The sequence below is a fragment of the Mycobacterium sp. 155 genome (genome assembly GCF_000373905.1).
In the GTDB taxonomy this organism is placed as follows: domain Bacteria; phylum Actinomycetota; class Actinomycetes; order Mycobacteriales; family Mycobacteriaceae; genus Mycobacterium.
In genome coordinates this window covers 1430363-1456080 of the sequence record NZ_KB892705.1, presented here as the reverse complement: position 1 = coordinate 1456080, position 25718 = coordinate 1430363, and the positions used below count along the sequence as shown (strand labels likewise).

Below are 25718 nucleotides of genomic sequence, written 5' to 3'. Positions count from 1 at the left end.
TCCGCACAGACCTACCGTTGGGTCATAGAAAGTAAGCCAGCGTACCTGAGTATGGGATCACCAATGCCCGATGAAATCCACTATGTACCCGCCCCAATGACTTTCGTGACTGCGGCCTCTGCGGGAAGCCTTGTCACGAGACACAACGCAATTCAGACGCGTAAATCTGCCCCAGATTCATGAGAATGGGCATCAGCTGCCAAGTTACGGCGGGCGCTGCGCTGCGCCAGTGCCACTGAGAGCACTGTCGCGAGCACCAACACCGCGAGCGCACCGAAGCCCGCTGATACCGACGTCGTCCACACCCCGTTAAGCAGTAGGAGGCCCGGCACGGTGCACGTCGGGATACCCAGCAGAATCACGAACCAACCGGTGAAATACCCCAAGTCGACCCGCCCCGCCTTGGCTACGCCAAGCCCGAGCATCACGAAGAACAACGCCCAGATGATTGCCCAGGTCGCCCAGATGACGGCGAACACCGGGTCCGTGCCGACGCTCTTGATCGCAAAGAAAGTCACGATCACCGCGACAAACGAGCAGTACCAACCGAATCCCCGCGCGTCGATGCCGAAGATCTGAATCAGACCGAACCACAGGTAGGTGAACCCGAACAGATAACTCGGCCAGGCCGCGTTCACGATGGCGAGATCGCCCCCCGACTGCGCAAGTATCAGCGTCGGCACGACAATCTGAGCGGATCCCACGAACAAATTCAGCGGCGCGGCTCCCCGCGGATCGACGACTCCGATCGCTGTCAGCCCATTGACAAGCAGCACCACTCCGACGAAAAGCAGTCCGACATTACCCATCAGCGGCCGATCCATTCCGCGGACTGATCACTCAGCAAAGCCTTTTCGTGCGTCGAGGCCTTTTCGCACAGCGAGTTGGACCGGCTGATCCACCGGGAAGCAGCTGGGCGCGAGATGATTTCGTACAAATCGAGACTTTCAGCGGTGAACAGCGGCTCTTCATCCTTGGGTGTTAGATGCATGAAGCCAGCCCGTGACTCCGTTGCCCAGGAACAGTCCTGCAGGTGAACGACCGCGCTGGGGCGGTGTGGGGTGAGTTTCGGCATGTGTCGTGGCCCCTGTCGTGTGACGGTGAACTCTCGACAGCGTAGAAACGGCCGCATCCCCCCGGCTATGGGAGGAATCTCCCATTTGGGACTACCCGATGAAGCTCGCGCCCGAATCCAATGAATCTGCAGAATTCTTGGTCGATGACGACCTACCGATAGATGTACGCCCAGCACAGTGAGCAGTGCCGTAGCCTACTGCGGCGACGGCACCCGTACCCCGAATTCACCCTGCCGCCATGCCCCGAGTGTCAAGGTCACGCAGCATTCTGCCGGATAGCAGTCCCCAGGCCATGGCCTGGGACACGCACGACGCCCGGTTACTGGCGCCGAGCTTGGCAGTCGCACTCTCCAGATGGTGTCCCGCAGTGCGAACGCTGATGAACAGCTGGGCCGCGATCTGGTTGTTGGTCAAGCCCCGTGCAGCGAGGGTAAGTGCATCGAGTTCGCGAGGTGTGATCCCGTAAGGCAGTGCGACGCGAGTGATCAACATGACCGCGTGGAGGCTGTCTTGCCGGAATCGGGGCGCGGTTCCGATACGCCGCACATGCAGCCAGCCTGTGCCGTCATGCCAACGCGTCGTCGCGCCCCCCACCACGGTCGACGCCATCTCACGGACAAGCGCCTGATCGATCGGCGAATCCCACTGGCTCCCCAGCCGCAACAAGTGCGCACGGCCGGTCCTGTCAACCGCCCAGGCCTGAGCTTCCGGCCCCATCAGTTCGGCCACCATCCGCGGCCTCACCGAGAGGTCCAGATGTTCGGCCATTTGCAGGCGCAGCGTGTTGATCTCGTCCACATCGTCATCGCTCGGATAACGCGGATCGTCGCAGTTGACGTGGATGGTGCCGGCGTAACTGCCCTCAGCCGTGACCAACCGAGCCGACAGTCCCTCGTCGAAGCCAGCCGGCGCGAAAACCCCGGTCACCGAGTACGTCGTGCGGTAGGCCGGAAAATCGCGCCACCGCAGTGCCCCCAAGCTGCGCCTGCGCATCGCATCGAACAGCGGGTCGTGCTCGACAAACCAGTTGTTGAAGTGATCCATGACCTCGTCGGGGTATCCATGGTTTGCGATGGACAGGTGCCGGCGCTGAATCGGGTCCCACAGGCAGATCGCCGAGGCCGACGACGCCACCCGTTTGCCGAGGGCGTCGAGCACCTCGCTTGCTCGGCTTTCGATGCTGCTATCACTGTCGAGCATCGCGGCGTAGGTGCTTGCCATCGCCAGAAGTCCCTTCCTGCAGTTCACTCGAACTGGTCCGCCCTGTCTGTCACAGACCGCGGTCTCGCGGATTGTATGCCTCGAACTGCGAATCCATGCCGCTTCCAGAAAATTCGCATGCCATTGGCAGTTCTCTCAATGTTCGGAAATGCCACCAACCTCGAAACCATCATTGACAGGACGTATTTGGCGAGTATTCCAACGTCGCGACGGTGACGAAACCGGGTGGGTGTCAAATGGGAGATTCCTCCCATAGCCGGGGCGATGCGGCCGTTTCTACGCTGTCGAGAGTTCACCGTCACACGACAGGGGCCACGACACATGCCGAAACTCACCCGACACCTTCGCACCAGGATCGCCGTCGATCCACCCCGTCCCGTACCTGCACAAATGTCTCTGGGCAACGGGTTTGACGGGCTGACATCATGCATCTAACACCCAAGGACGAAGACCGGCTGCTGCTGTTTCTAGCCGCCGAACTGGCCCGTAAACGTCGAGCTGCCGGCCTGGCCCTGACCTACGCCGAGGCCCGAGCGCTGATCGCTGACGAAGTAGCCGAGTCGGCCCGAGCGGGCGCCACGGTTGCCGAGGCCGCGGCCCACGGTGCCAGCCTGCTGACCGACGACGATGTACTGCCCGGCGTGCGTACGCTGCTGGGCTCGGTCCAGGTCGAAGCATTCTTCGAGGACGGACAGAAGCTGGTCACCGTGCACGACGCGATCACGCCGGGCACCAGGACCGCCGCCGAACTCGCCATCGTTCCCGGTGAAATCCTCGCTGCCGAAGGTGATCTGGAGCTCAACGCCGGCCGGGAGACCGCAACGGTGACGGTCGAAAACACCGGCGACCGGCCCATCCAGGTGGGTTCGCATTTTCATTTCTTCGAAGCCAACCGGGCGCTGCGCTTCAACCGTCGCGCCGCCTTCGGAATGCGTTTGGACATCCCGTCGGGAACCGCAGTGCGCTTCGAACCCGGTGAGGCACAAAATGTTTCATTGACGCAATACGCGGGCGAGCAGATCGTCATCGGACAGAACGACATGACCAACGGCCCGACCAAGACTGAACCGAGTGGAGAGCTCATGACCAATCTGCACGCCAACGGCTTTCTCGATTCGGAGGTGTGACAATGACGCACCGGATCAGCCGTCAGCGCTACGCCGAACTGTTCGGACCCACGGTCGGCGACCGGGTCCGCTTGGCCGACACCGAGTTGTTGGCCAAGGTTGAGGCCGACGCCACGGTGTACGGCGATGAGGCCGTCTTCGGTGGCGGCAAGACCATGCGTGAGGGTATGGCCGTGCACGGCGATGTCACCAATGCCGAAGGTGCGTTGGATTTCGTCATCACCAACGTCTTGATCATCGATGCGGTCTTGGGTATCCGTAAGGCCGACATCGGAATTCGCAACGGTCGTATCGCCGGGATCGGAAAGGCCGGCAACCCCCGCACGATGGCCGGTGTCGATCCCGAACTTGTCATCGGCGCCGGCACCGATATCCGTTCCGGCGAGGGCATGATCGCCACAGCCGGCGCGATCGACGTTCACGTTCATTTCGACAGCGCAGGACTGGTCGAGGAAGCCATCTCCAGCGGCATCACCACGATGATCGGCGGCGGCCTCGGTCCCGTCACGGTGGGTATCACGTCCTCGGGGCCGACCAACCTGGCCCGGATGTTGAAGGCAGCCGAGGCATTCCCGATGAATTTCGGTTTCCTCGCGAACGGCAGCGCGTCGAGCACCGCACCGCTGATCGAGCAGGGGCTCGCGGGCGCCATCGGTTACAAGATCCACGAGGACTGGGGCGCAACGCCCGCAGCCATCCGCGCTTCCCTGGATGCCGGCGACGAGCTGGACCTGCAGGTGCAGATCCACTCCGATACCCTCAACGAGGCGGGGTTCTTCGAGGACACCATGGCCGCCATCAACGGTCGGCCGATCCACACCTACCACGCCGAGGGCGCCGGTGGCGGCCACGCACCCGACATCATGCGGGTGGTCGGTGAGTCGTACTGCCTGCCGTCGTCGACCAATCCGACAAATCCGTACACGCTCAACACCTTCGACGAACATCTGGACATGGTGATGGTGTGCCACCATCTCAACCCGCGCATCCGCGAGGATGTAGCCTTCGCGGAGTCCCGGATCCGCCGCGAGACGATCGCAGCCGAGGATGTGCTGCACGATCTCGGTGCCATCTCGGCGATGGGCTCGGACTCCCAGGGTATGGGCAGGATCGGTGAAAGCATCGCGCGGACTTGGCAACTGGCATCCCATATGCGGGCCACCCGCGGGCCCCTGCCCGAGGATGTGACCAGCGGGCTGCCCTCCGACAACGCTCGGATTCTCCGCTACATCGCGAAGCTGACCATCAACCCGGCGAAGCTCTTCGGTATCGACCATGAGATCGGCTCACTGGAACCGGGCAAGCTGGCTGACATCGTGCTGTGGGAGCCGAAGTTCTTCGGTATTCGCCCCGAGGTGGTGTTCAAGGGCGGATTCCCGGCCTGGTCGGTGATGGGTGAGGCCAATGCCTCGCTGATGACCTGCGAGCCGCTGCGATACCGTCCGCAGTGGGCGGCCTACGGGCGCACCCCGGCAGATGTGTCGGTGAACTTTGTCGCCGAGGGCGCCATCGCCGGCGGACTGGCGGACAAGCTGGATCTGCAGACCCCGCTGGTCGCTTGCCGCGGTGCCCGGTCCCTGACGAAGGCCGATCTACTGCACAACAACTACCTGCCCGACATCTCGATCGAACCCGATACCTACCGCGTGATCGTGGACGGCGAGGAGTGCACCAGCACCCCGATGACATCCGTCCCGCTGGGCCGACGTTACACGCTGAAGTAGACAGGAATACGACGTGAGTGATGTGATCCGTATCGGTATCGGCGGTCCAGTCGGGTCCGGCAAGACCCGACTGGTGGAGACGCTGGTTCCCGAACTCATCCGTCGAGGTCTCGGTGTCGCGGTGATCACCAACGACCTGGTGACCGACGAGGATGCCCAGCGTGTCCGGCGCAGCGGTGTCATCGACCCGCGTCGGGTGCGGGCCGTGGAGACCGGGGCGTGCCCGCACACCGCGATCCGGGAGGATCCGTCGGCCAACCTGGCCGCCGCGCGGGAACTGGCCGCGGAATTCGACGACCTGGACCTGATCCTCATCGAGTCGGGCGGCGACAATCTCGCAGCCACCTTCACCTCCGACCTGGTCGACTATTGGATTTTCGTCATCGACACGGCGGGCGGTGATGACATCCCGCGTAAGAAGGGTATCGGTCTGTTGCAAGCAGATCTGCTGGTGGTCAACAAGATCGACCTCGCTGAACTGGTGGGATCCGATCTCGACGGAATGCGGCGCGACTGTGACATCGCCCGGCCGACCAAGCCGACGGTGTTCACCGACCTGCGCTCCGGCCAGGGACTGACCGAATTGACCGAGATCCTGTTGGACGGCGCCATGCTGGTCCCGGGCCACGCGTGATCGCACCCGGTGAGCTGACCGTACACGTCGGCACCGACGACACCGGGCGTACCCGCATCAGCAAGCTTCGGCAGCGGTATCCGCAGCGGGTCACCACCGTCCTGCATTCCGATGAGAGGTTCCCGCTCGCTGCGGTGCTGTGTATTCAGAGCCCCAGCGGCGGGACCTTCTCCGACGACAACCTGTGCACCACCGCGGTGTGCGCGTCGGGATCCCATCTCTTGCTCACCACGCAGGCCGCCACTCAGGTGTACGCCGGGGACGGTCCGGGCGCCAGGCATCGGCTGCAGTTCACCGTATGCTCCGACGCCATCCTGGAGTACCTGCCCAAAACGGTGATACCGCAGTCAGATTCCGTATTCGACCAGAAGCTCGACATCGATATTTCGCCGACCGGGACGTATATCGGGTGGGAAGCCGTGGCCGCCGGCCGGATCGCCCACGGCGAGCGGTTCCGCTACGCCTCCAGCGACTTCGCCGTTACGGTGCGCAGTGAAGGGCAAGTGATAGCACGTGACCGACAACGGTTCACCCCGTCGGTCGCGCCGTTTCTCGACGGCGACTATGTCGCGACCATGATGGTGCTCACCCCGGGTCGCCCAGCTGTGACCAGCGTGGTCCGCAAGGCACTCGCAGGCCTGCCGGACGTGCGGGGCGGTGTCGGCGAATTACCCTGTGGTGCAGGAATTTTTGCTCGTATCACCGCAGACCGCGCACCGACGTTACGAAATGCCCAAGAGACTGTCCACGCCGCCGTACGCGACGCGGTCCTGCAGCACTGAAAGGTGCCTATGATGATGAATGCCGACGCCATTCTCGGCACCGCGACCGACCCAGAGTTCAGCGGACGCAAGGTGCATCACGCCGATATCGGTTGGGGGGATGCCAGTAAACACCGCCAACGTGTCACTACCGACTCTGGATTGGAGGTGCTGATCCAGCTCCCCCGCGGCAGCTTCCTGAACGACGGTGCGGTGATCAGCGACGATGGGGTCAACGTCGTTGTGGTACGGCGTCCTCCCGAACCGGCCATCCGAGTCCGATTCGCGGACAACACCGGTCGCGCTCTACTGATGTTCGGTCACGTGCTCGGCAACCAGCACGCCCCGGTCGACGTAGACGAAGACGGACTGACCGCACCCCTGTTCACCAGTGCCCACGCGGCCCAGCACCTGCTCGCCGACATGGGCCTCGTCGGCGAAGTGGGCGACGTCGCAATGGCCCGCAACGGTTGGTCCCGAACCTCCGCGGATAACCATGCCGGCCATCACCACTGACCCGGATGTCGGGGCGGCACTGTGGATGCAATTGCACGACAGCGCTTTTCCCGCAGGACGGTTGGTGCACAGTCACGGATTGGAGGAATGGCTGGCCGGCCACCCCGAGGCGGACGCCGACACCCTAGAGGCCACCGTGCTCGGTTACCTCATCCATGGCCACGCCCCCTTGGATGCCACGATAACCGCTCACGCCTGGCGAATGTCAGACCACCCACACCATCTTGCCGAACTCGATGAGCTGACTGCCTCGTACAAGCTTTACGGCAACGTCAGGACCGCGTCAACATCGATCGGGCGTCAACTCGCAGCCACTGCAACCGATATCGGCATGGTAGACGAGGACCCGTATATCGCTGGGGTGGTCGATGGAACCTTTCCGGGTCACGCGGCGGTCGTCGACGGCGCGGTGCAATCTCGGCTTGGTATCCCCCAACACATGGCCGTGCTCGGTTCGATGCAATCGATGATGGCCGCACTGCTCAGCGCCGCAGTGCGGCTGGGCCGGTTGGGCCCGCTGCAGAGCCAGCGCATCCAGCTCCATGCCGCCGAACTGGCTGTTCAGCTATCAAAGGAGGCGTGCGAGCGCCCGCTACACGACCTGTCCAGCACAACACCCGCCCTGGAAATCAGCGGTATGCGTCATGAGGAACGGACATCGAGACTGTTCGCCACCTGAGCCGATCGCGATGGTGACGACGCTTCAGGGAGACGCGAACCCGACGACTTTCGCGGTCGGCGTCTTCGCTAAGCCCGTGGACCTTCCGCCCGGCCAGTAGACGGCAACGCAATCGGAGCGGTCGAGCTTCGGTGCGCAGTCACCGCTATGTACAACGGTATTGCCCGTTGAGCACACAATTCAACGGTGGCGAGTAGGGACCGGTCAGCACACCTCTCAGACCACCCGTTGCTGTACCACCCGGCGCGATGATGCGATTCCAATTCGCGGGGCCGAGAACATAGTGCGTACCATATTGCGTGAGGGTGCTGCTCCACGTGTGCGAGATGGATTCGCCCGCCGGCAAGTCGAATTCAAGCTTCCAATCGGTGAGCGGTACCGCGCTCGCATTGGTGATGACGAAGCGGGCGATGAAACCGGTCTGCCACGTCGATGTCACCGATAAGGTCGCCGCGGCCGCGGCCGCATGAGCCACGGGCGTGATGGCAAGTCCGAGAGTGGCAGCCATCAATGCCGACATCGTTATGTGAAACGCTGTGCGCCAGCGCTTCACACAATTGCCCAGTTCGACCACAGCAACTAACACTAAAGCCAACGAGACGGTGTCGACCTTCATATCGAGGGTGGGCTGCAGGACCTTTGCTCAACTGAAACCGTCACGAAATTTTTGCCTCGTTCCGCCCTGAACCATGCAACCTCATGCGAAGGTGCGGGCATGACAACATTTGTCATGAACTGGCCGGACACCTACCAGGCCGAGTACATCGCACTAACCCAGTTGCAGGCGGACGCGCGTGCCACCGCCGACAGCAAGCTTGCCGCCGTGGCACGCGCATTCGTCAAAACCGTCTCCCCGGCCGATATCCTGCGACCGTAGAGCAAGACATGCTGCGTACCCGTGGTGGGTGAATCTATCCGGGCGCGCCCAACCGCCTCACCCTCGCGTCAGGCCCGGCGGGCCACGACGTACAGCCGCTGGGTGGTCTCGCCGTTCCATTCGTACGGTCCGCGGAGATACCACTCGACGTCGGTAAGTGCTGCCGCTCCCACCGCCGCGATGACGGCGGCCGGGTCGTGCAGCACGATGTCCAGTGCCGGCACCTCGATGTCGAGCCAGCTGGTCACCCGGCGTACGTCGTCACCCGCGTGCAACCCAAGCACAAGCAACCCGCCGGATGCGAGTGGCCGAGCCAGGGCAGCAATAGCACTGGGCAGTTCGGATGCTGCGAGGTGGATGAGGGAGTACCACCCGAGTACGGCTCCCCAGCCGACGGCGGCCGCCGGACGCATCAGCTGCCGCAGATCGCCTACCTCGTAACCGACGTCGGGATGCCGCTGTTGTGCCTCGACGACCATCTCCGGGCTGAGATCGAGCCCCTGCACGTCAGCGCCAGCGGCGGCCAGGTATGCCGTCACGTGACCGGGACCGCAGCCCGCATCCATGACCGGTAAGTCGCCGGCGGCCACCGCCACACGGTCGAGTAGCCAGCGCTCGAATGGCAGTCCGCGGAGCTCGTCGGACAGCTCACGCGCGTAAGTAGAAGCCGCGACACCGTAGGTCGCCCGCACTCGGTCGTCGCGCGCTTCTGGCGAGTCCGCGATGGGAACTTCACGATCGACGGCAGGCCGCGTGGGCGTCTCCCCCGTCTCGACCGGTCCCAGCTCATGCACCCATCGGTAGTCCTGTTGACCTGGCCGCCGATCGAGGCGCCGCACCAGCGGTTGGTCCCGCTTGCGCATCCGTTCCAGACACGCCTCGACCGCGGCGCGGTCGGCGAACGGGTACAGCCGCTCGGTCCGGGTACGCAACTCACCAGGGGCTTGCGGCCCACGCAGGAGCAGCACGGTGAGCACCGCGCGCTCGTCGTCAGCAAGATCGAGGATCTCCGAAAGAGTCTGGTGATACTTCAGGGTGCGCCGTCCGGTGTCAGACCACACGATGCGCAACAGTTCCCGGTCCTTGAGTGCGCGAGCCGTCAGTTCCACCGTCCGCTCCTCGAGGTCCATCACCGGCTCACGGCTGCTGGTCTGGTTACAGGCGGTGCGAAGGCTGGAGAGTGTGAGGGGGTACGACGCAGGAACCGTGACCTGTTTCTCCAGAAGGCTGCCCAGAATCCGCTGCTCGACCGGCTCGAGGTCCATGAGCAGACCCTACTTCCGCACGGTCCGTATCGTGGTCGGCTTCATCGCCTCAGTGCCGTTCCCTAGCTCTCTCCCGCGTGTAAACGCTCACCTGACGCCGACGGCATCGGCAAAGCGCTCACGTGTCAACAACTTGACTTTCGGCTACGCCGGACAGGTTTGAAACGGCCGACTTTGGATACGCCTGAACGAACCAGAAGGCAATCACTCCTGGACAACAGGAATATGACGGAAGGATCTTCACATGACGTTCTCGCAGATCGCATTGAAAACGACGGCAGTTGCTGCTGGAATCGCGGCGGCCGGAATCGTTTCGGCGATACCGGCGGTGGCCGACCCGGAAACACTGCAGTTCGGCCAAACGGCAGAGATTCCCAGTGCAGGTGGCGCCATCGACTACACGGTGAGCAACCTGCAGCCCAGCGGTCACAACGACGGCGTGTGGTACTCGGATGTAACGGCCCAAGCTGTGAGCGGCTCTCCGACCCCGAACATTTCCGATTTCAACGCGCGGGCTGTCAACAGCTCCACCTACGCGGATATGAAGGGAAACCAGACGGACGGCCTTCCCAACCAACCGATCGCGCCGGGCGCCCAAACATCTGGTCGGATCTACTTCGACGTGCGAGGCGGAACGGCGCCCGACAGCGTTGTCTATCGGGATGCCGGGGGAACCGACAAGGTGGTTTGGAAGGGCTAGACACGGCGCCGCACCTGCGCCCTAGTGCACTGGCGTAGCCACGTATTCAATCGAGCAGTTAGGTTAGCCTAATCTCGTTGGGCGGGCCTTGCGCCTGTCGATGCTAAGGCCTGTGGATCGGGGGCACGAGGGTGAGCAAGATCAAGCCGGATCTCGGCGATGTGCAGGAGACATTGCTCATTCCGCTGTTTGGTCGAGCCTCTGATGCCACGTCACGCCATCCCGTGCTCAACGATCGGCGAGCGGTACAGCTCGTCGAAACCATCGACTACGACTTCACCCGGTTCAAAGGGCTATCCTTGCCCGGATCGGTGCTTCGGACCGCCATTTTCGATGGGTGGGTGCAGCACTTTCTTCGCTCTCACCCTGCGGCGACGGTTGTCGAACTCGGGACAGGCTTGAACACCCGCTTCGACCGGCTCGACAACGGTGAGGTGCATTGGTTCGACGTCGACTTGCCTGATTCGATCGCGCTCCGGCGCCGGTTCTTTACCGACCAGGACCGATACACGATGTTGGCCGGTTCGGTTCTCGATACCGATTGGTTCGACACAATCGCCGCCGCGCCATCTCCGTACCTGTTTGTCAGCGAAGCGGTCTTGCTCTATCTGCCAGAGGACGAAGTGCGCACGGTCCTCACCCAACTCGCCGGTCACTTTGACGGCTCGTTGATCGCCTTCGATACCGGCGGGGCCGTAATGATGCGTAACCAGCATCGCAACGGGGCGATGAAATCGTTGGCCGCTCGGATGCAATGGATCTGCGACGACCCCCGCTGCCTCGAGGACTGGGGTTTGCAGCTGATCGAGACTCGCACGTTCGCCCAGCCGCAACCGGAGATAGCCAAAAACTGGCCGCTACGCTACCGATACGGCATGCCGCTTCTGGCCCGACTGGTGCCGCCCATGGTGAACAGCTACAAGCTCAACCTCTTTCGGCTCGGCAGTGGCCGGTAATACCGAACAGTGCCGGGCACTAGGGGATCGATTTCCAGAAATCGATGACGGTACTGGCGATTTGATCGACGTCGAGCAGCAGCGGGCCGACGTGTCCCGAGCCGGTCACGGCCACTGCGCGCGCGGCGGGCATCATCGCGGCGGCCGCCTGGGCGTCGGCTGGTCGCCAGTGCTGATCGCCGAGGTCGCCGGTGATCAGCACGGTCGGAACGGTGACGGCCGGGAGTTTGTCGGTGAGCGGGCGCCAATGGTGCATGTATCGGATGGTCCGTCGTATCGATTCGCGATCGGCCGCTCGGAAGGCAGCCACCATCTCCGCGGCCCGATCAGGCTGTGCCGCAATCGCATCGGAACCGAGTAGCGCGTCGAACAGCACCTTGGTGAGCAAACGGTGCGGGCCCAGCAGTCGGTAAAGCAACGCAAGTGGATACGTTTGCGTCAAGCGCTGGGTCCGTCCGACCGGAACGACCGGTGCGGCGATGGTCGCCAGGCTGCGTAATCGGTGTGGCTGGGCAGCCGCCAGCGTGATCCCGACATGCCCGCCCCACGCATTGCCCACCCAATCCACCGGCGCGGTGAGTCCGAGTTGATCAATCACCTCGCAAGCGGCTTGCACGCAATCGTCGAGAGTGAAGTCACGGTGAATTGGTCTGCTGCGGCCATATCCGGGTCCGTCGATCGTCACCACCTGACGATGGCCGGCGAATGCGTCAACTAGCGGACCCCAGCTACGCGAATCGACCCAGAGGCTATGCCATAACACGGCCGGTGGGCCCGCACCGAAGCGCGCAATATGCAGCGTCCCAAGGCAAGTGGACACCAGATCGGAATTGGTGGCTTGGGCGTTCATGACACCTCCATACAGTCTGTATGGTGCTAACATACAGACTGTATGGCTATGGTCAAGGAAACCCAGAATGCGCGCGAACGGCTCATCTCAGTGGCGACTGAGTTGTTCGGTGAGCGTGGGTATCACCAAACCGGTACCGAGGAGATCGTCCGCCGCAGCGGCGTGACCCGTGGCTCGCTCTACCACCACTTCGCCGACAAGGCAGCGCTGTTTGAAGAGGTCTTCGATCGCGCCGACCTACAGGTCAGCTCGCAGGTCCGTGCTGCGGCGAGTGCGGCCATCGAGCGCGGCGAGGATCCGTGGTCGGTGTTCATGGCCGGGTGGGAGGCGGTGCTCGACACCGCAGTCGATGAGCCGCTTCAGCGCATCCGCGTCGTGGACGCTCCCGCCGTGCTCGGATGGCGAAAGTGGCAGGAGCGCAACGCCCAGTACACCATCGCCAACATCCAGGCCGGCCTGGTTCTCCTCCTCGAACACGGCGTGCTCGCGCCCCAGCCGGTGGCGCCCCTCGCGCAACTCCTCATGGGGCTCAGCAACCAGGCGGTGGCGGCGATAGCCGGAGCGGAAAATCCGCTTCACGCCCGCCAAGACATCGGCGCGGCCGTGCGCCGCCTACTCGAAGGCCTGCGCTGCAACGGCTGACCCGGTTCCCGAAGACTCGGGTCAACATGCCCGCTTCGGGTGGTCAAACACCCGATCCACAGGTCTTGACGATTTCTCCATCAGTGTCTCGACGGAGCGCTCAGGCTGGCGCGGAAGCGTCATGCACCAGGCGCTGCACCATATCGTCATCAACATCGGAGAAAAACGCGCCGATCACGTCTTCGATCTCGTTGAATCCCTCGGCGCAGAAGAGCACCGGCTGGTAGTGCGTGATGTCGTATGTCTGAACACCCATCCGGCCGACGTCCAGCGGCCGTAGTTCGGCATCTTCGATCTGCTGGATCTCCCCGTACGAGGAAAGCAGGCCGGCGCCATAGGTGCGCACTTCGCCATGCTCGCGTACCACTCCGAACTCCAAGGAGAACCAGAAGACCTTCGAGATGAACTCCAGTGCCTCAGCCGTTTGCACACGTCGAGCCGCGTATCCGGCCAGCCGGTACAGAGCCGCGAAACGATCATGAGCCAGACAATTGCCGTGTCCGACTACCTCGTGGATCAGGTCGGGCTCTGGCGTATACAGAGGCACGGAGTGGTGCCGAATGTACTGGGTGGAGTGGAAAATTTCGTCAGCCAAGGATCCGTAGAACTCACGCAGCGGTACAAGCCCGGCTGCTGGTACGTATTGAAAGCCGGTGAGGGGCCCGAGCATCTCGTTGACCTCAACGAGCTGTGGGATGTGGTCCTCGGGAAGTTGGAGTCGCTCCCGGCCCTGTAGATACACGGCGCAGGCTCGGTGCCGGTGCAGCTTGCGGAGCTCGGTGCAGACGATGCGCCAGACCTCCTGTTCGGCGTCGGTATAGGTCGCGACTGGTGGCGGTGTGCCAGGCTGCCAATCCATGGCCAGCGCAGCGAGGGCGTTGCGGCGGACCCGGTACTCCGGGTCGACAGCACCCGGATGGTCGGCGGCCAGATGAACGGTGACGTCATCTCCCGAGCGCGTCACCAGAGCATAAAGCTGACCTTCTTCGAACATCGCTGCCTCCCGGATGTCCGGGCGTCGCACAAAGCGGCGTCGTTCATAGTGGGCTGTCGCTATGGGGTGTCATAGCGGCAGCCGTCTGGGCCGGATTTCTGATCCTGTGAACCAGGATATGCCGCCCCTGGGGTGATCGACGGATGTGCGCTTTACACGTCGCCGAATTTGCATATAGCGCGTCTTTGTCGTGGAGGCTGGGATGGGTGCAAGTTTGCCCGCCGATACGTGTTCACGTCATTGCGCAAGTGTGTTGTCGGCCCGCCCGGGATGCCGGGGAAGACGCTCCCGGAGATACCTACCTCGATCGCCAAACCGCGAACACGAGTGGAAGCACCCATAGGGTTACAGCGTCCATGGGTCTCACCTCCTCACGTGCGGTCACGATCCTGTGGAGGCATGCACGGCATTACCGTGTTATCCCCTGCGTAACATCGAAACCAGGCGATCGACACTCCGACATGGCGCAAAGGGCTCTCTGTATGCACACAAACGATTGCACCGAAGCCCCTGCGGCACCCAACGATAAGGGGACCCGCAGATTCACAAGCGTGCTCGTAGTCGTGTTCATCGCACTGGCGCTGATGAATGCCCCGGGACCGATTGCCAACGCGGACCCATGCCCTGACGCCGAAGTGGTGTTCGCTCGCGGAACTGGTGAGCCGCCCGGTGTTGGTGCTGTCGGACAGGCATTCGTCGATTCTCTACGCGCCAAGGCCGGCGCGAAATCGGTCGGCGTGTACCCGGTGAACTACCAGGCCAGCGCCGACTTCGCCGACGGCATCCAGTTCGCCCTCACGGTCATCGACGGAATCAGGGACGCTACCAACCACATCCAGGCAATGGCCGCTGACTGCCCCACCACCAAAATGGTGCTTGGCGGATTCTCGCAGGGTGCTGCCGTGGCGGCGTTCTCCACCTCAGCCGACATCCCGGCGGGTGTCCCTGCGGCCTTTGTACCGCCTCCGATGCCACCGGAAATTGCCGACCACGTCGCTGCCGTGACGTTGTTCGGCAAACCCTCAAACCAGTTCCTCAGTGACGCCGGGGCACCACTGATCACAATCGGCCCGCTGTATGTACCCAAGACCATCGATCTGTGCGCGACCGGTGACACTGTCTGCAACGGTGGACCACCCGCGCCGCCCACCAGCGCACACAACTCCTACATCGCCAACGGCATGGTCGACCAAGCCGCCCGATTCGCCGCCAGCCGGTTCTAGCGACGAACGAGGATTCCCGGCGCGTACTAGCCTCGATTTTGCATGGAAATTGGCATGGGCTTGGTCTGATGTCGAGTTATCTTGCCAGATAATGGTTTTCGCGCGTTGGCGTGGGCGTGCCGCCAGGCGGTTGCGATCACATAAAGCTAACGACAATGACGCTTCTTGCATGCCAGAAGCGTCAAGTGAGACATGCAGGCTGAAACTGATGCGAGCCGTGGCACCGGTCTCCGCAGGGGCGACCAAGCTTCATCCGATTCCCGGACTTGTCATCAGAAGTCAACTGGCCCAACAATTACCGCTTCCCTACCCTGCTTCACCCAGTAGCGGCGAACAGTAGTGCGCGCAACGCGCACGACATCGCTTGATATGCAGCTTTCCCGCCCGGAGGGCGGTTCTAGTATGGTAGTCTGCCGCTAATTCCGATCGCCGTTTGGCTACGCGGGACTACACAACGTGAGTGAGCAAACCACATGGTTGACAGGGTTGACGGGTACGCGTTGGTTGCCATCGACATGCAAGAAGCCTTTCGACTGCCAGAGAGCGAATGGTTCGTCCCCCGCTATGACGAGGCTGCGCGCCGAATCTGTCAGCTGAGGCCCCTGTTTGACGACCGGGTCGTACTCACTCGCTTCATTTCGCCCGTCGAACCCGCCGGCATGTGGGCCGGATACTACCGTCGTTGGCCCTTCGCCTTGCTGCCCGACGACGATCCGCTGTACCGCCTGTCAGCTGACTTCGCCGACTGGTCATGCCCAGTTGTCACCATGACGACCTTTGGTAAGTGGGGTCCGCAATTGGCAGCGGCCATTCCAGATGGACACGGGATGGTGTTGACCGGCGTGTCCACCGACTGCTGCATATTGGCCACCGCTCTGGCGGCAGCTGATGCCGGCATACACGTCAAAGTCGTCGCCGATGCGTGCGCAGGCGTCACTGATACCGATCATCAGCGAGCACTGGACGCTATGGCGCTGTTCGGCCCACTGATCGAAATTACGACGACAGACGACGTGCAGCGCGAACTAGCGGGTTGACACGATCTGTTCGCGAAGGATATCGCCGTGACCTGCATGCTTGATCAGTGAAATCGGTGTCGTCAGTGACGCAACGAGTTGTCGGCGGGCGTCAGCATCAGATAGGCCGCGCACGGTCTCGATGAGCGCTTCGCGGTTGTGATCGAGCATGTTCTCGATGATGACTCGCTCGGCACCTTCGGTAATTCGGTTTGTACTCATGGTCTTTCCTCCGTCCGTTGTACGGTTCGGTTATTGCAGCTGTATCGGTGTGGTTGAGCAGCACGAGATGGCGACGCACCGACTGATCTTGAGGATGAAGCGGCCGGTCCGAGAGAACGACCGGGAAGGAGATTCACCCACCGCGTGGACTGCACACGAGCGGTGGTGAACGGGGCCACCAACGACACCCACAGGCCTGCCAGTAAGTCGGCAGCCTAGGTCAGGCTACCGCAGACCTTGGTTGCGGATTGCACAGTTACGTCAAATCTGCAGTGCAGCAGAGCATTTCGCGCTCATAGTAACTGCGTAAATACATGCATCGGCAACGACCGCCGTCATGAGAACCGCGGTTACTTCCCGCCAAGAGGCGCTCCCGATCCCGTCCGGACAAACCGCCCCACACCCCGAATGTCTCACCGATCGACAGCGTGTGAGAACTGCACCACCGTGCCCGTATCTGCCAGCCTCAATGGTCTGCATTGGGCTGGGCAAGCGTTACGGCAGTCGCACACCAGCTCCTCACGACACTCGGTCAGTCCACAATCGATTCACACAGAATTTGGTTAGGTTAACCTAAGCCTTGTGAGTCACTCGCAGGCGTCCGTCATCGAGACGAAAGTGCTGAATCCTCGACTCGTCCGGGTCACCCTGCGTATCCACGATCCAGCGGCGTTAGATGTGAAGCAGGCTGGCGATTCCGCCGTGGGAGTGTACTTTTCGGACTCTGGACCAGATTCCGATGCCGAGGGCCGCAACTACTCGGTGCGGTCCCAACGCGGCGACATCATCGATCTCGACGTTCTGCTCCACGAACGCGGTCTGGGCACCGCGTGGGCGCAACAAGCCCGTAGCGGGGACCGGATCGGACTCGACCACGCCCGGTTCTGGTATCGGCCCGAGCCGTCCACCGAGTGGCAGCTGCTGGTCACCGACCTGTCCGGGTTACCGGCCACCGCACGCATCATCGAGGAGCTCGGCGCCGCCGTGCCGGTCACCGTCATTGCCGAGGTCGCCGAACGCACAGACCTGGACTACCTGCCCGCACATCCGCAAGTATCCGTCATCCCCAGCGTCGGCACTGGAAACGGACACACCCCAAGCCGATTGAGTGCGTTGGTCCGCGAGCTGACGCTGCCGGACGGACGGGGATACTGCTGGTTCGCCGGAGAGGCCGCGGAGTCTCGGGCAGTCCGCAAATATCTGCGGGGTCTCGGTTTCGACCGCGATCAGTACGACATCACCGGTTACTGGCGGTTCGACTCTGAAACCTGGGATGCCAGGTTCGCCGCGGTAGAAAACGACGTGCTGCCGGTCTATGAACGCGCACTGACCGATGGAAAAGGTGACAAGGTGGCGTTCGAAGAATTTGAGGATGCCCTGGAACGAGTGGGTCTTTGAGCTCGGCGCTCGCGCAGGTCCCGGTCCCGCGGAAGCGCATCACCAGCAACGGCCGCGTGGTAGGGCTTTCGGTGGCTGTCGTACTGCTGGCTGCAGTCTGCGTCGCCAGCCTCGCCATCGGCACCGAGAACGTCGCGCTCTCAACCGTGTGGCACGCCGTCACCGACTACCACGATGTGGGTGATCAGTGGATCGTGCACGACCTGCGCATCCCCCGCACCGTGCTGGGGCTTCTGGTCGGTCTGGCCCTCGGACTGTCCGGAGCGCTGATCCAGGCCGTCGGACGGAACCCGCTCGCGGATTCGGAAATCCTCGGGATCAACTCCGGTGCGGCCCTGTTCGTCGTGGCCGCGATTGCGTTCTGGGGGTTCAGCGGCATCTGGACCTACATCGGGTTCGCCTTCCTGGGTGCCCTGTTCGCCATGGTGATGGTCTATCTGGTCGGAATGACTGGACGCTCACCGGTGACTCCCGTTCGGGTACTGCTGGCCGGTGTGGCGATTGCCGCGGTGATGGACGGTATCGGCTTCGTCATCCGGCTGCGCAATCCCCGCGCCTTCGACAACATGCGGTTCTGGGACGCCGGGGCGCTGGACGGACGACCGCTGCAGGTGGCCGTGGCGATCACGCCCTTCATAGCCGTCGGGGTTGTGTTGTGTGTCGTGGTGTCGCGCTCGCTGAACATCGCCGCGCTCGGCGACGATCTGGCCACGAGCATGGGCGGCAACGTGGCCCGCACACAGGCGCTCAGCTTGATAGCGGTGACTCTGTTGGCCGGCGCGGCCACGGCAGGCGCAGGGCCAATTGGATTCGTCGGGCTGATGGTTCCACATGCGGTGCGCCGCTTCACCGGACCGGATTGGCGCTGGATCTTGGCCTACGCCACTGTCGCGGCCCCCACCCTGATGCTCGGCGCCGACATCCTTGGCCGCGTGGTGATTCGGCCGGCCGAACTGCCGGCAGGGATCGTCACCGCCTTCCTGGGCGCGCCGGTGCTGATCTGGCTGATCCGTAAGTCAAGAGGCGACCGGACATGACCGTGATCGATTTCGGAAAGCGGCAATGCGTGGTGCGCCTCGGCCTGCCCGTAATCGGCACGGTCTCGGCGCGCGCCTCATGGCGGGCAGTGGCGGTGGTGGCCGGGTTGCTGCTCGGCGCCGCGACAGCCGCTGTGCTGGCCATCGGGATCGGCAAGTACTCGATCACGGCGACAGACGTGTTGCGGGTGCTGGTCGGCACGAACTCCTCGTTCGACCGGGTCGTGGTGCTGCACTGGCGCATGCCACGCATGCTCATGGCCCTGCTGGTAGGTGCCGCACTCGGTGTGTCCGGCGCGATATTCCAGGCACTGACCCGAAATCCCCTGGGCAGTCCCGACATCATCGGGGTGAACTCGGGTGCGTACACCGGTGCGCTGGCGGTGCTGGCCGCCACCGGCGGTGGTTATTACGCCGTAGCCGCCGGTGCGTTGACCGGCGGGTTGATAACCGCCGTGCTGGTGTATGCACTGTCCTATCGCAACGGCTTAGCGGGCTACCGGCTGATCGTGGTCGGAATCGGAGTGAGTGCAGTGCTCAACTCCGTGAACCAATGGGTGGTGATCAAACTGGACCACCACACCGCGGTGACGGCCGCAGTGTGGCAGCAGGGCACCCTCAACGGACTGACATGGGCTCAGGTGGTGCCGATGACGGTGTGCCTGGTGATCGTCACCGCGGTCCTGCTAAGCCTGGGTCCACAGCTGCCCGTGCTGCAGATGGGTGACGACGCTGCCGGCGCCCTGGGAGTCTCACCGGAACGGACCCGTTTGGCGTACCTGGTGGCCGCGGTGGCGCTCGTGGCGCTGGCGTGTGCGGCGGCTGGCCCGATCTCGTTCGTGGCCCTGGCGGCGCCGCAGATCGCGCGCCGGCTCACCGCAAGTCCGGGCGTGGCGCTGATGCCGGCCGCCACAATGGGAGGAGTGCTGCTGTTGGCCAGCGATATCGCCGCCCAACACGTGTTCACCGGCAACGAGCTGCCGGTGGGCGCGGTAACTGTGTCGGTAGGCGGGATGTATCTGGTGTACCTGCTGTTCACCCAGGCGCGGCGCCGATCATGACTAAAGAGGGCGGAACCCCCGTGAACTCAATCGCGAATTCGACTGTGGCTTCGAGCGTCGTGCAGACTGATGTCACGCTGCAAGCGAGCACCGTGTCGATCGGTTACGAGGATCGGACGATCATCACGGAGCTGTCTGTTGACATCCCCGCCGACCGCGTGACGGCAATCGTCGGCCCAAACGCGTGCGGAAAGTCCACGCTGCTGCGCGGATTCGCTCGGCTACTCAAACCTGCGGCGGGACAGGTGATCCTGGACGGCCACGACATCGCATCGCTGCACACCAAGAATGTAGCCCGGCGGCTCGGGTTGCTACCACAGAGCTCGATCGCCCCAGAAGGCATCACGGTGGCCGATCTCGTTGCCCGCGGCCGCTTTCCGCATCAGAAGGTACTGCGTCAGTGGTCAGCCGAGGATGCCCGAGCCGTTGCCGACGCGATGCGGTACACCGGGGTCACCGAACTATCCGCCCGGCTGGTCGACGAGCTGTCTGGCGGTCAGCGCCAACGTGTTTGGGTGGCGATGGTGCTGGCCCAACAAACCCCGCTGATTCTGCTCGACGAACCGACCACATATCTGGACATTGCGCACCAGGTTGATCTGCTTGATCTGTTCGTGATGCTCAACCGCGAGCACAACCGAACAGTGGTGGCCGTCTTGCACGATCTCAATCAGGCCTGTCGATACGCCGATCAGCTCATCGTAATGAAATCGGGACACATTGTGGCCCAGGGTGCTCCAGGCACAGTGATGACCGAAGAGTTGGTAGACGAGGTCTACGGGCTGCAGTGTCAGATCATCGACGATCCGCAGACCGGGACGCCGTTGATCGTGCCCCGGGCATCTCAATACACCCGGACCGTCAGACGGTGATCAGTTCGGGCGCCGCGGTGAGATATCCGCCGCCGTGCTCGAAGTACTCGAGTGCGCGGTGATCGCGACCGTCGTCGGTGCGGACCACGTCGAGCACCAGACCCGGTAACTGACCGCGATACGCGTCGGCCCCGGCGACGATCACCATGCCACCGTCTTCCTCGATGAACACCCGTCCGGGTGTGCCGCCGTAGGTGCAGCGGGATACGTGGGCGGAGATCAGCCTGAGGCGTTCACCGCGAAAATAGGTGTAGGCGTTGGGGTACGGATCCGACAGAGCGCGAACAAAGCGCTCGATGTCGGCGGCCGGCCACGACCAGTTCACCAGACTGTCGGCATCGGAACGCTTGTGGAAGAACGTCCGCTGGGACAGATCCTGTGGCGCCGGTGCCACAGCGCCGGATTCGATGAGATCCAGCGCCTCGTCGAGCACCTCCGGGACCAGGTCGAGCGTATCGAGTACCAGGCTGGTGCCGGTACTGACCGGGGTGATCTCGACCGCGCGCTGCAATACGACGTCGCCGGTGTCGAGTTCGTCGTCCATGAAATGGGCGGTCAGCCCGGTGTGGCTGGCGCCGCTGATGAGCGACCAAATGACCGGCGAAAAACCGGTGAATTTGGGTAGCAGTGAATCGTGCAGGTTCAGCGTGCCGTGGGTGGGAATTCCGAACAGCTCCCGTGGGAGCCGGGTACGCCAATTGTTGGCCACCCCGATATCGGGTGCCAAGGCCGCGACCCTGTCGTTCAGTTCCCGAGTCGGACGTTTGGCCAGGAATACCTCGATACCCGCGCTACGAGCCAGATCCTCGACGGAGTCCGCCCAAATCGATTCGTAAGCATGATCGCTCGTGGGATGTGTGACGACCAGGCACACTTCGTGGCGCGATTTCAGTAGCGCTTCCAGCGTGCGGTGTCCCCACGTCTGATAGCCGAACATGACGACCCGCACACGAACCTCCCCTAAACCTGTTTCCTTCGGATATTGGTAAGCCTAACCTTTGATACCATGCCGTGCGGCTGTAGGGGGGATTCAGGGTGAGCGCCGACGACGCCAACAGGGTACGGCACCACCGAGTCACCTCCGATACTACGGTGACCGAGAACGTACGGGAGGAACACCTTGTCTACCAATCCTTTTGACGACCAGGATGGCCGCTTTCTGGTGCTCGTCAACGACGAGGACCAGCACTCGCTGTGGCCGGTGTTCGCCGACACCCCCACCGGGTGGGCTGTGGTCTTCGGTGCTCCCGACGGTGCCGGACGTGACGATGCACTGCGCTTCGTCGAAGAAAACTGGACCGACATGCGGCCACGTTCGTTGCGCGAGCACATGGAACACTCGGTGACCGCGTCTGACGCAGTGTCATCGGCGTGACCGGAGCCGGCGTCCTCGGACGCACGGTGACCCGAAACCTCAAGTGGCTCATATCAGGTACCGGCCTCATCGCGCTACACCAACTATGCGAGGTCTCGGTACCGGTACTGATCGGCATCATCGTCGACCGGGCCGTGGCCACCGGAAGTACCTCGGCGATAATTCGCTGGATTACGGTACTTGCCGCGCTTTTCCTAGTACTCACCGTATTTTATCGCTATGGTGCACGGTTGCTGATGTTCGCCATCGCCCGCGAATCTCATCTGCTGCGGGTCGAGACCAGCACCAAGATTCTCGATCCGGCCGGGGTCGAAACCGAATACAAAGTCGGGGAGCTGCTTTCGATCTCGTCCGATGACGCCGACAACGTCTCTTACCTGCTGGACTACATTCCGCGCATCGCCGCCGCAGTGGTGGGCACCATTGTGTGCGGCGCCGTGCTGCTCACCATCTACCTGCCGCTGGGCCTGATGGTGTTGGTGGGCGTACCCCTCGTGGTGATCGGCCTGCAGCTAACCGCACCGCTGATCGCGCGTCGGGTGGAAGACCAACAGGCCGAGATCGGCCGCGCCACAGCGCTGGCCACCGACCTGATCAGCGGCCACCGCCCCCTGCAGGGCATCGGCGCCCAAGCCAATGCGGCTGCGCGTTACCGGCGGGCCAGCCGCCGGGCGCTGTCTGCCACGTTGCGGGCCGCACGTATCCAGAGCGTGCACCAAGGCGTCGCGGCTGCCGCCGGGGCCCTGACCGCCATGGCCGTCGCCGTACTGGCCGCATATTTCGCCATCCATGGCAACCTTTCGGTGGGCCAACTGATCACCGTCATCGGCCTGGCACAGTTCCTCATCGAGCCGTTCTCGCTGCTGGCCATCGTGCCGAGCTGGGTGGCCGAGGCCCGGGCATCGGCCAACCGCGTGGCCAACGTCCTCAACGCGCCCACCCGGCACGCCCCCGCTGAGACCCCGGCCGCCGACCCCGGTGTCGCACCCGGCGCTCTGTCGGTACAGCACGCCTCGCACGCCAGCCTCGACGATCTGTCCTTCGACGTCGCGCCCGGCGAGTTCGTCGCGGTTCTCACCACCGACGTCCGCGACGCAACCGCCCTGATCGAACTGCTCTCTGGCTACGAGCGTTCCGAGCAGGCCGGCACAGTCCGCGTCGGAGGACGCCGCATCACCGAGATTCCGGCGGGTCAACGCCGCAATCACCTGCTGGTCGAACACCATCTCAGCGCATTGTTCACCGGCACGCTGGAATCCAATCTGAAGGTGACCGGCCCGGATGTACAGGGGATTCAAGAAGTCCTGCGAGCCTCGTGCGCCGTCGACGTGGTGGACCTGCATCCCGACGGCCTCGCCCACCCCGTGGCCGAACGCGGTTCCAGCCTCTCCGGTGGCCAACGACAACGCTGGACCCTGGCCCGCGCCTTGCTGGTGAACCCCGAAGTCCTGGTATTGCACGACCCGACCACGGCCGTCGACGCGGTCACCGAGCAGGCCATCGCCGACGGCCTTCGGCAGCTGCGCACCGTAGCCGGCCGCACAACAATCGTGTTCACGAGCAGCCCGGCGTTGCTCGCGGCCGCGGACCGCGTGCTACTCGTGACCGGCGGGCACCTGCACAGCGAGGGCACGCACCGGGATCTGGTGGACGCCCATGATCACTACCGCGACCTGGTGACACGATGATCTCCGACGAACCCATCACGCCGCCGGTACTTCCGGTCGCCACCGCCAAGCGGTCCGCTAGCTGGCTGCTTGCCGATCTGCGCCGACGCCGCGCTCAGTTGCCCGCCGTGATCGTGGTCGGCCTGACGGCCGCCGGAGCCGCGGTTCTGCCTATCTATCTGCTGGGCACCCTGGTGGACCGGGCCGATCGGGGCGACACGGCTGGGGGCTTGGTCACCTTGGCGGCCGTCATCGCGGTGGCTGCGACGGTCGGTGGGCTGGGCACCGGGCTGTCGTCCTACCTGACCACCCGGCTGGGCGAACAAATGCTGGCGGACCTACGTGAGCAGGTGCTGCACCGGGCACTGAATCTGCCGGCCACCTTGATCGAGGAAAGCGGACGCGGCGATCTGCTGTCGCGGGTCGGGCCCGATGTGGCGGTGGTTGCGCGCACGGTGTCACAGGTGCTGCCGATGATCCTCAACGGCTTGTTCCTCGGTGTGGTCACGCTGGCCGGCATGGCCAGTATCGACTGGCGCCTGGGACTGGCCGGAGCCCTGGCCATCCCCGCGTATGTCGCAGGCCTGTGGTGGTACCTACCACGTTCAGCGCCGATGTACGCCCAGGAGCGGGTGGCGATAGCGAGCCGGGCACAAGTGACCGTGGAGTCGATTCAGGGCGCAAAGACCATCGATGCCTATGAGATTCACGATCGGCATCTGGCCGATATCGACCGGGCGTCGGCACGGGCACGCGACATTTCGATCGCGGTGTTCGCTTTCTTCACCCGCCTGGTCGGCCGGGTCAACCGGGCCGAGTTCATCGGCCTCACCGCGACCCTGGTGGCCGGTTTCCTGCTGGTCCGCGCGGGTGACATCACGGTCGGACAGGTCACCGCCGCTGCCCTGATGTTCCACCGGTTGTTCAACCCGATCGGTGAACTGATGTACAACTTCGACGAGATCCAGTCCGCCTCAGCCAGTCTGGGCCGGCTGGTGGGCATCATCGACCTGCGGATGCCAGGTGAGGATCGCAACGGCGCCGTCTCAGCGGATGCGCCCACTGGCGCAGACGTCGAATTGAACAACGTTTCGTACGCCTATCGCGTGGGACCCAAAGTGCTGCACAATGTCTCGTTACGTGTCGCCGCGGGCAGCCGGTGTGCCCTGGTCGGTACCACCGGCGCGGGCAAGACGACGTTGGCCGCGATCGTCGCCGGCATGCTGACCCCGACGTCGGGTACAGCCCGCATCGGCGGGGTCGCGGTATCCGACATCGACCGCGAGGAGCTACGGCGCTGGGTGGCCACCATCACCCAGGACGTTCACGTGTTCTCCGGGCCGCTGATCGACGATCTGCGTCTGGTGGCACCCGATGCCGACGCCGAGCAGGTGTGGGCCGCACTGGACACCGTCGGCGCCCGCGAATGGGTGCAGGCCCTCGAGGATGGCCTGGACACCCTGGTCGGCGAACACGGTGTGGCGTTGACAGCTGCGCAGGCCCAGCACGTCGCGATGGCCCGACTGGTACTGGCCGATCCACGGGTGGTGGTGCTCGACGAAGCGACCGCTGAGGCCGGTAGCGCTCATGCCGTGGAACTCGAGGATGCCGCCGCCGCCGCGACCGCCGGTCGAACCACCCTGATCGTCGCTCACCGGCTGACCCAGGCCGCGACGGCGGATCAGATCGCGGTCATGGACAACGGGCGAATCGTCGAAAACGGCACACACGCTGAACTCCTCGCACTCGACGGCAGGTATGCGCGGCTCTGGCAGGCCTGGAGCAAGCACAACTGACCCCGGTGTGCGAACCACAGACAGATCAC

The 25718-nt window shown here is 63.5% G+C and carries 29 protein-coding genes; 19 read left to right on the top strand and 10 right to left on the bottom strand.

Features of this window, described 5'->3' with window-relative positions; genetic code table 11:
• Window positions 1-152 precede the first annotated feature (152 nt).
• From B133_RS0106685 to B133_RS0106675, 3 genes are all read right to left on the bottom strand, one after another.
• On the bottom strand, window positions 153-809 hold the full coding sequence (locus B133_RS0106685) for an AmiS/UreI family transporter (protein WP_036418989.1): 657 nt from the start codon (window positions 807-809) through the stop codon (window positions 153-155).
• Complete coding sequence (locus tag B133_RS0106680; RefSeq protein ID WP_157625794.1) at window positions 809-1075, bottom strand: hypothetical protein; 267 nt, start codon at window positions 1073-1075, stop codon at window positions 809-811. Before B133_RS0106680 ends, B133_RS0106685 begins: the two co-directional genes overlap by 1 nt.
• A 226-nt stretch (window positions 1076-1301) precedes the next feature.
• Window positions 1302-2297 carry a helix-turn-helix transcriptional regulator gene (locus B133_RS0106675; protein ID WP_018599954.1) on the bottom strand — a complete coding sequence of 332 codons (996 nt, stop codon included), beginning with the start codon at window positions 2295-2297 and terminating at the stop codon, window positions 1302-1304.
• A gap of 425 nt (window positions 2298-2722) precedes the next feature.
• Between B133_RS0106675 and B133_RS22420 the strand changes: the two genes are divergently transcribed.
• From B133_RS22420 to B133_RS0106645, 6 genes are read left to right on the top strand one after another with little or no spacing between them, the layout of a single operon-like run.
• Window positions 2723-3424 (top strand): urease subunit beta, encoded by a 702-nt coding sequence (locus B133_RS22420; protein WP_018599953.1) that lies wholly within the window; start codon window positions 2723-2725, stop codon window positions 3422-3424.
• 2 nt (window positions 3425-3426) lie between these two features.
• Window positions 3427-5148, top strand: a complete 1722-nt coding sequence (gene ureC, locus B133_RS0106665) for an urease subunit alpha (RefSeq protein WP_018599952.1) — start codon at window positions 3427-3429, stop codon at window positions 5146-5148.
• A gap of 13 nt (window positions 5149-5161) precedes the next feature.
• Entirely contained in the window at window positions 5162-5782 is a 621-nt protein-coding gene (gene ureG, locus B133_RS0106660; protein ID WP_018599951.1) for an urease accessory protein UreG, read from the top strand.
• Window positions 5779-6564, top strand: a complete 786-nt coding sequence (locus tag B133_RS0106655) for an urease accessory protein UreD (RefSeq protein WP_018599950.1) — start codon at window positions 5779-5781, stop codon at window positions 6562-6564. Before ureG ends, B133_RS0106655 begins: the two co-directional genes overlap by 4 nt.
• 9 nt (window positions 6565-6573) lie before the next feature.
• Window positions 6574-7059 carry a hypothetical protein gene (locus B133_RS0106650; RefSeq protein ID WP_018599949.1) on the top strand — a complete coding sequence of 162 codons (486 nt, stop codon included), beginning with the start codon at window positions 6574-6576 and terminating at the stop codon, window positions 7057-7059.
• The gene (locus tag B133_RS0106645) at window positions 7040-7738 is read left to right on the top strand and encodes an urease accessory protein UreF (RefSeq protein WP_018599948.1); all 699 of its coding nucleotides are present in this window, start codon (window positions 7040-7042) and stop codon (window positions 7736-7738) included. Before B133_RS0106650 ends, B133_RS0106645 begins: the two co-directional genes overlap by 20 nt.
• A 145-nt stretch (window positions 7739-7883) precedes the next feature.
• Here B133_RS0106645 and B133_RS0106640 read toward each other — a convergent pair whose 3' ends face one another.
• Complete coding sequence (locus B133_RS0106640) at window positions 7884-8258, bottom strand: cellulose-binding domain-containing protein (protein ID WP_081618277.1); 375 nt, start codon at window positions 8256-8258, stop codon at window positions 7884-7886.
• 195 nt (window positions 8259-8453) lie between these two features.
• On the opposite strand from B133_RS0106640, the gene B133_RS0106635 reads away from it, so the two are divergent.
• Window positions 8454-8615, top strand: a complete 162-nt coding sequence (locus B133_RS0106635; RefSeq protein WP_157625793.1) for a pyruvate ferredoxin oxidoreductase — start codon at window positions 8454-8456, stop codon at window positions 8613-8615.
• Window positions 8616-8683: 68 nt separating this feature from the next.
• Here the strand turns inward: B133_RS0106635 and B133_RS0106630 are convergent, their stop codons facing one another.
• A complete protein-coding gene (locus B133_RS0106630; RefSeq protein ID WP_018599944.1) occupies window positions 8684-9880 on the bottom strand; it encodes a DUF480 domain-containing protein in 1197 nt (398 codons plus the stop codon).
• A gap of 244 nt (window positions 9881-10124) precedes the next feature.
• On the opposite strand from B133_RS0106630, the gene B133_RS0106625 reads away from it, so the two are divergent.
• Both B133_RS0106625 and B133_RS0106620 read left to right on the top strand, forming a co-directional pair.
• Window positions 10125-10580, top strand: coding sequence for a DUF1942 domain-containing protein (locus B133_RS0106625; RefSeq protein ID WP_018599943.1), 456 nt, complete (start codon window positions 10125-10127; stop codon window positions 10578-10580).
• Window positions 10581-10711: 131 nt separating this feature from the next.
• Window positions 10712-11536, top strand: a complete 825-nt coding sequence (locus tag B133_RS0106620) for a class I SAM-dependent methyltransferase (protein ID WP_018599942.1) — start codon at window positions 10712-10714, stop codon at window positions 11534-11536.
• Window positions 11537-11555: 19 nt separating this feature from the next.
• On the opposite strand, the gene B133_RS0106615 is transcribed toward B133_RS0106620, so the two are convergent.
• Window positions 11556-12386: an alpha/beta fold hydrolase gene (locus tag B133_RS0106615; RefSeq protein ID WP_026256063.1), complete on the bottom strand. Its 831-nt coding sequence runs from the start codon at window positions 12384-12386 to the stop codon at window positions 11556-11558.
• 42 nt (window positions 12387-12428) lie between these two features.
• Here B133_RS0106615 and B133_RS0106610 point away from each other — a divergent pair, with 42 nt between their 5' ends.
• A complete protein-coding gene (locus tag B133_RS0106610; RefSeq protein WP_232423262.1) occupies window positions 12429-13028 on the top strand; it encodes a TetR/AcrR family transcriptional regulator in 600 nt (199 codons plus the stop codon).
• Between the two features lie 100 nt (window positions 13029-13128).
• Here B133_RS0106610 and B133_RS0106605 read toward each other — a convergent pair whose 3' ends face one another.
• Entirely contained in the window at window positions 13129-14022 is an 894-nt protein-coding gene (locus B133_RS0106605; protein WP_018599938.1) for a phenylalanine 4-monooxygenase, read from the bottom strand.
• Window positions 14023-14606: 584 nt separating this feature from the next.
• Between B133_RS0106605 and B133_RS0106600 the strand changes: the two genes are divergently transcribed.
• On the top strand, window positions 14607-15245 hold the full coding sequence (locus B133_RS0106600) for a cutinase family protein (RefSeq protein WP_036418983.1): 639 nt from the start codon (window positions 14607-14609) through the stop codon (window positions 15243-15245).
• 500 nt (window positions 15246-15745) lie between these two features.
• Window positions 15746-16282 carry a cysteine hydrolase family protein gene (locus B133_RS0106595; protein ID WP_232423261.1) on the top strand — a complete coding sequence of 179 codons (537 nt, stop codon included), beginning with the start codon at window positions 15746-15748 and terminating at the stop codon, window positions 16280-16282.
• Here B133_RS0106595 and B133_RS0106590 read toward each other — a convergent pair.
• Together B133_RS0106590 and B133_RS25285 are read right to left on the bottom strand one after the other, a co-directional pair.
• Window positions 16271-16483: a DUF664 domain-containing protein gene (locus B133_RS0106590; RefSeq protein WP_018599935.1), complete on the bottom strand. Its 213-nt coding sequence runs from the start codon at window positions 16481-16483 to the stop codon at window positions 16271-16273. The genes B133_RS0106595 and B133_RS0106590 overlap by 12 nt on opposite strands.
• Before the next feature lie 256 nt (window positions 16484-16739).
• Window positions 16740-16940: a WhiB family transcriptional regulator gene (locus B133_RS25285; RefSeq protein WP_369751486.1), complete on the bottom strand. Its 201-nt coding sequence runs from the start codon at window positions 16938-16940 to the stop codon at window positions 16740-16742.
• 125 nt (window positions 16941-17065) lie between these two features.
• Here B133_RS25285 and B133_RS0106585 point away from each other — a divergent pair, with 125 nt between their 5' ends.
• From B133_RS0106585 to B133_RS0106570, 4 genes are read left to right on the top strand one after another with little or no spacing between them, the layout of a single operon-like run.
• Window positions 17066-17881: a siderophore-interacting protein gene (locus B133_RS0106585; RefSeq protein WP_018599934.1), complete on the top strand. Its 816-nt coding sequence runs from the start codon at window positions 17066-17068 to the stop codon at window positions 17879-17881.
• Complete coding sequence (locus tag B133_RS0106580) at window positions 17878-18918, top strand: iron chelate uptake ABC transporter family permease subunit (protein ID WP_018599933.1); 1041 nt, start codon at window positions 17878-17880, stop codon at window positions 18916-18918. The genes B133_RS0106585 and B133_RS0106580 overlap by 4 nt, the downstream gene beginning before the upstream one ends.
• A complete protein-coding gene (locus B133_RS0106575; RefSeq protein WP_018599932.1) occupies window positions 18915-19979 on the top strand; it encodes an iron chelate uptake ABC transporter family permease subunit in 1065 nt (354 codons plus the stop codon). The genes B133_RS0106580 and B133_RS0106575 overlap by 4 nt, the downstream gene beginning before the upstream one ends.
• Window positions 19976-20851, top strand: a complete 876-nt coding sequence (locus B133_RS0106570) for an ABC transporter ATP-binding protein (RefSeq protein WP_081618189.1) — start codon at window positions 19976-19978, stop codon at window positions 20849-20851. Before B133_RS0106575 ends, B133_RS0106570 begins: the two co-directional genes overlap by 4 nt.
• Here B133_RS0106570 and B133_RS0106565 read toward each other — a convergent pair.
• Window positions 20841-21800, bottom strand: coding sequence for a methionyl-tRNA formyltransferase (locus B133_RS0106565; RefSeq protein WP_018599930.1), 960 nt, complete (start codon window positions 21798-21800; stop codon window positions 20841-20843). The genes B133_RS0106570 and B133_RS0106565 overlap by 11 nt on opposite strands.
• 171 nt (window positions 21801-21971) lie before the next feature.
• On the opposite strand from B133_RS0106565, the gene B133_RS0106560 reads away from it, so the two are divergent.
• The 3 genes from B133_RS0106560 to B133_RS0106550 are packed head-to-tail and all read left to right on the top strand — an operon-like array spanning window position 21972 to window position 25689.
• On the top strand, window positions 21972-22226 hold the full coding sequence (locus B133_RS0106560) for an MbtH family NRPS accessory protein (RefSeq protein ID WP_026256060.1): 255 nt from the start codon (window positions 21972-21974) through the stop codon (window positions 22224-22226).
• On the top strand, window positions 22223-23914 hold the full coding sequence (locus B133_RS0106555; RefSeq protein ID WP_018599928.1) for an ABC transporter ATP-binding protein: 1692 nt from the start codon (window positions 22223-22225) through the stop codon (window positions 23912-23914). The genes B133_RS0106560 and B133_RS0106555 overlap by 4 nt, the downstream gene beginning before the upstream one ends.
• Window positions 23911-25689 carry an ABC transporter ATP-binding protein gene (locus B133_RS0106550; protein WP_018599927.1) on the top strand — a complete coding sequence of 593 codons (1779 nt, stop codon included), beginning with the start codon at window positions 23911-23913 and terminating at the stop codon, window positions 25687-25689. Before B133_RS0106555 ends, B133_RS0106550 begins: the two co-directional genes overlap by 4 nt.
• Window positions 25690-25718 lie beyond the last annotated feature (29 nt).

Excerpts from the sequence above, each read along its gene's own strand:
- ureC (WP_018599952.1), top strand. The coding sequence starts at position 3,427 with ATGACGCACCGGATCAGCCGTCAGCGCTACGCCGAACTGTTCGGACCC.
- B133_RS0106550 (WP_018599927.1), top strand. The coding sequence starts at position 23,911 with ATGATCTCCGACGAACCCATCACGCCGCCGGTACTTCCGGTCGCCACC.
- B133_RS0106650 (WP_018599949.1), top strand. The coding sequence starts at position 6,574 with ATGATGATGAATGCCGACGCCATTCTCGGCACCGCGACCGACCCAGAG.
- B133_RS0106680 (WP_157625794.1), bottom strand. The coding sequence starts at position 1,075 with ATGCCGAAACTCACCCCACACCGCCCCAGCGCGGTCGTTCACCTGCAG.
- B133_RS22420 (WP_018599953.1), top strand. The coding sequence starts at position 2,723 with ATGCATCTAACACCCAAGGACGAAGACCGGCTGCTGCTGTTTCTAGCC.
- B133_RS0106590 (WP_018599935.1), bottom strand. The coding sequence starts at position 16,483 with ATGAGTACAAACCGAATTACCGAAGGTGCCGAGCGAGTCATCATCGAG.
- B133_RS0106615 (WP_026256063.1), bottom strand. The coding sequence starts at position 12,386 with ATGAACGCCCAAGCCACCAATTCCGATCTGGTGTCCACTTGCCTTGGG.
- B133_RS0106645 (WP_018599948.1), top strand. The coding sequence starts at position 7,040 with ATGCCGGCCATCACCACTGACCCGGATGTCGGGGCGGCACTGTGGATG.
- B133_RS0106605 (WP_018599938.1), bottom strand. The coding sequence starts at position 14,022 with ATGTTCGAAGAAGGTCAGCTTTATGCTCTGGTGACGCGCTCGGGAGAT.
- B133_RS0106575 (WP_018599932.1), top strand. The coding sequence starts at position 18,915 with ATGACCGTGATCGATTTCGGAAAGCGGCAATGCGTGGTGCGCCTCGGC.
- B133_RS0106635 (WP_157625793.1), top strand. The coding sequence starts at position 8,454 with ATGACAACATTTGTCATGAACTGGCCGGACACCTACCAGGCCGAGTAC.
- B133_RS0106630 (WP_018599944.1), bottom strand. The coding sequence starts at position 9,880 with ATGGACCTCGAGCCGGTCGAGCAGCGGATTCTGGGCAGCCTTCTGGAG.
- B133_RS0106570 (WP_081618189.1), top strand. The coding sequence starts at position 19,976 with ATGACTAAAGAGGGCGGAACCCCCGTGAACTCAATCGCGAATTCGACT.
- B133_RS0106610 (WP_232423262.1), top strand. The coding sequence starts at position 12,429 with ATGGCTATGGTCAAGGAAACCCAGAATGCGCGCGAACGGCTCATCTCA.
- B133_RS0106675 (WP_018599954.1), bottom strand. The coding sequence starts at position 2,297 with ATGGCAAGCACCTACGCCGCGATGCTCGACAGTGATAGCAGCATCGAA.
- B133_RS0106640 (WP_081618277.1), bottom strand. The coding sequence starts at position 8,258 with ATGTCGGCATTGATGGCTGCCACTCTCGGACTTGCCATCACGCCCGTG.
- B133_RS0106600 (WP_036418983.1), top strand. The coding sequence starts at position 14,607 with ATGAATGCCCCGGGACCGATTGCCAACGCGGACCCATGCCCTGACGCC.
- B133_RS0106625 (WP_018599943.1), top strand. The coding sequence starts at position 10,125 with ATGACGTTCTCGCAGATCGCATTGAAAACGACGGCAGTTGCTGCTGGA.
- B133_RS0106685 (WP_036418989.1), bottom strand. The coding sequence starts at position 809 with ATGGGTAATGTCGGACTGCTTTTCGTCGGAGTGGTGCTGCTTGTCAAT.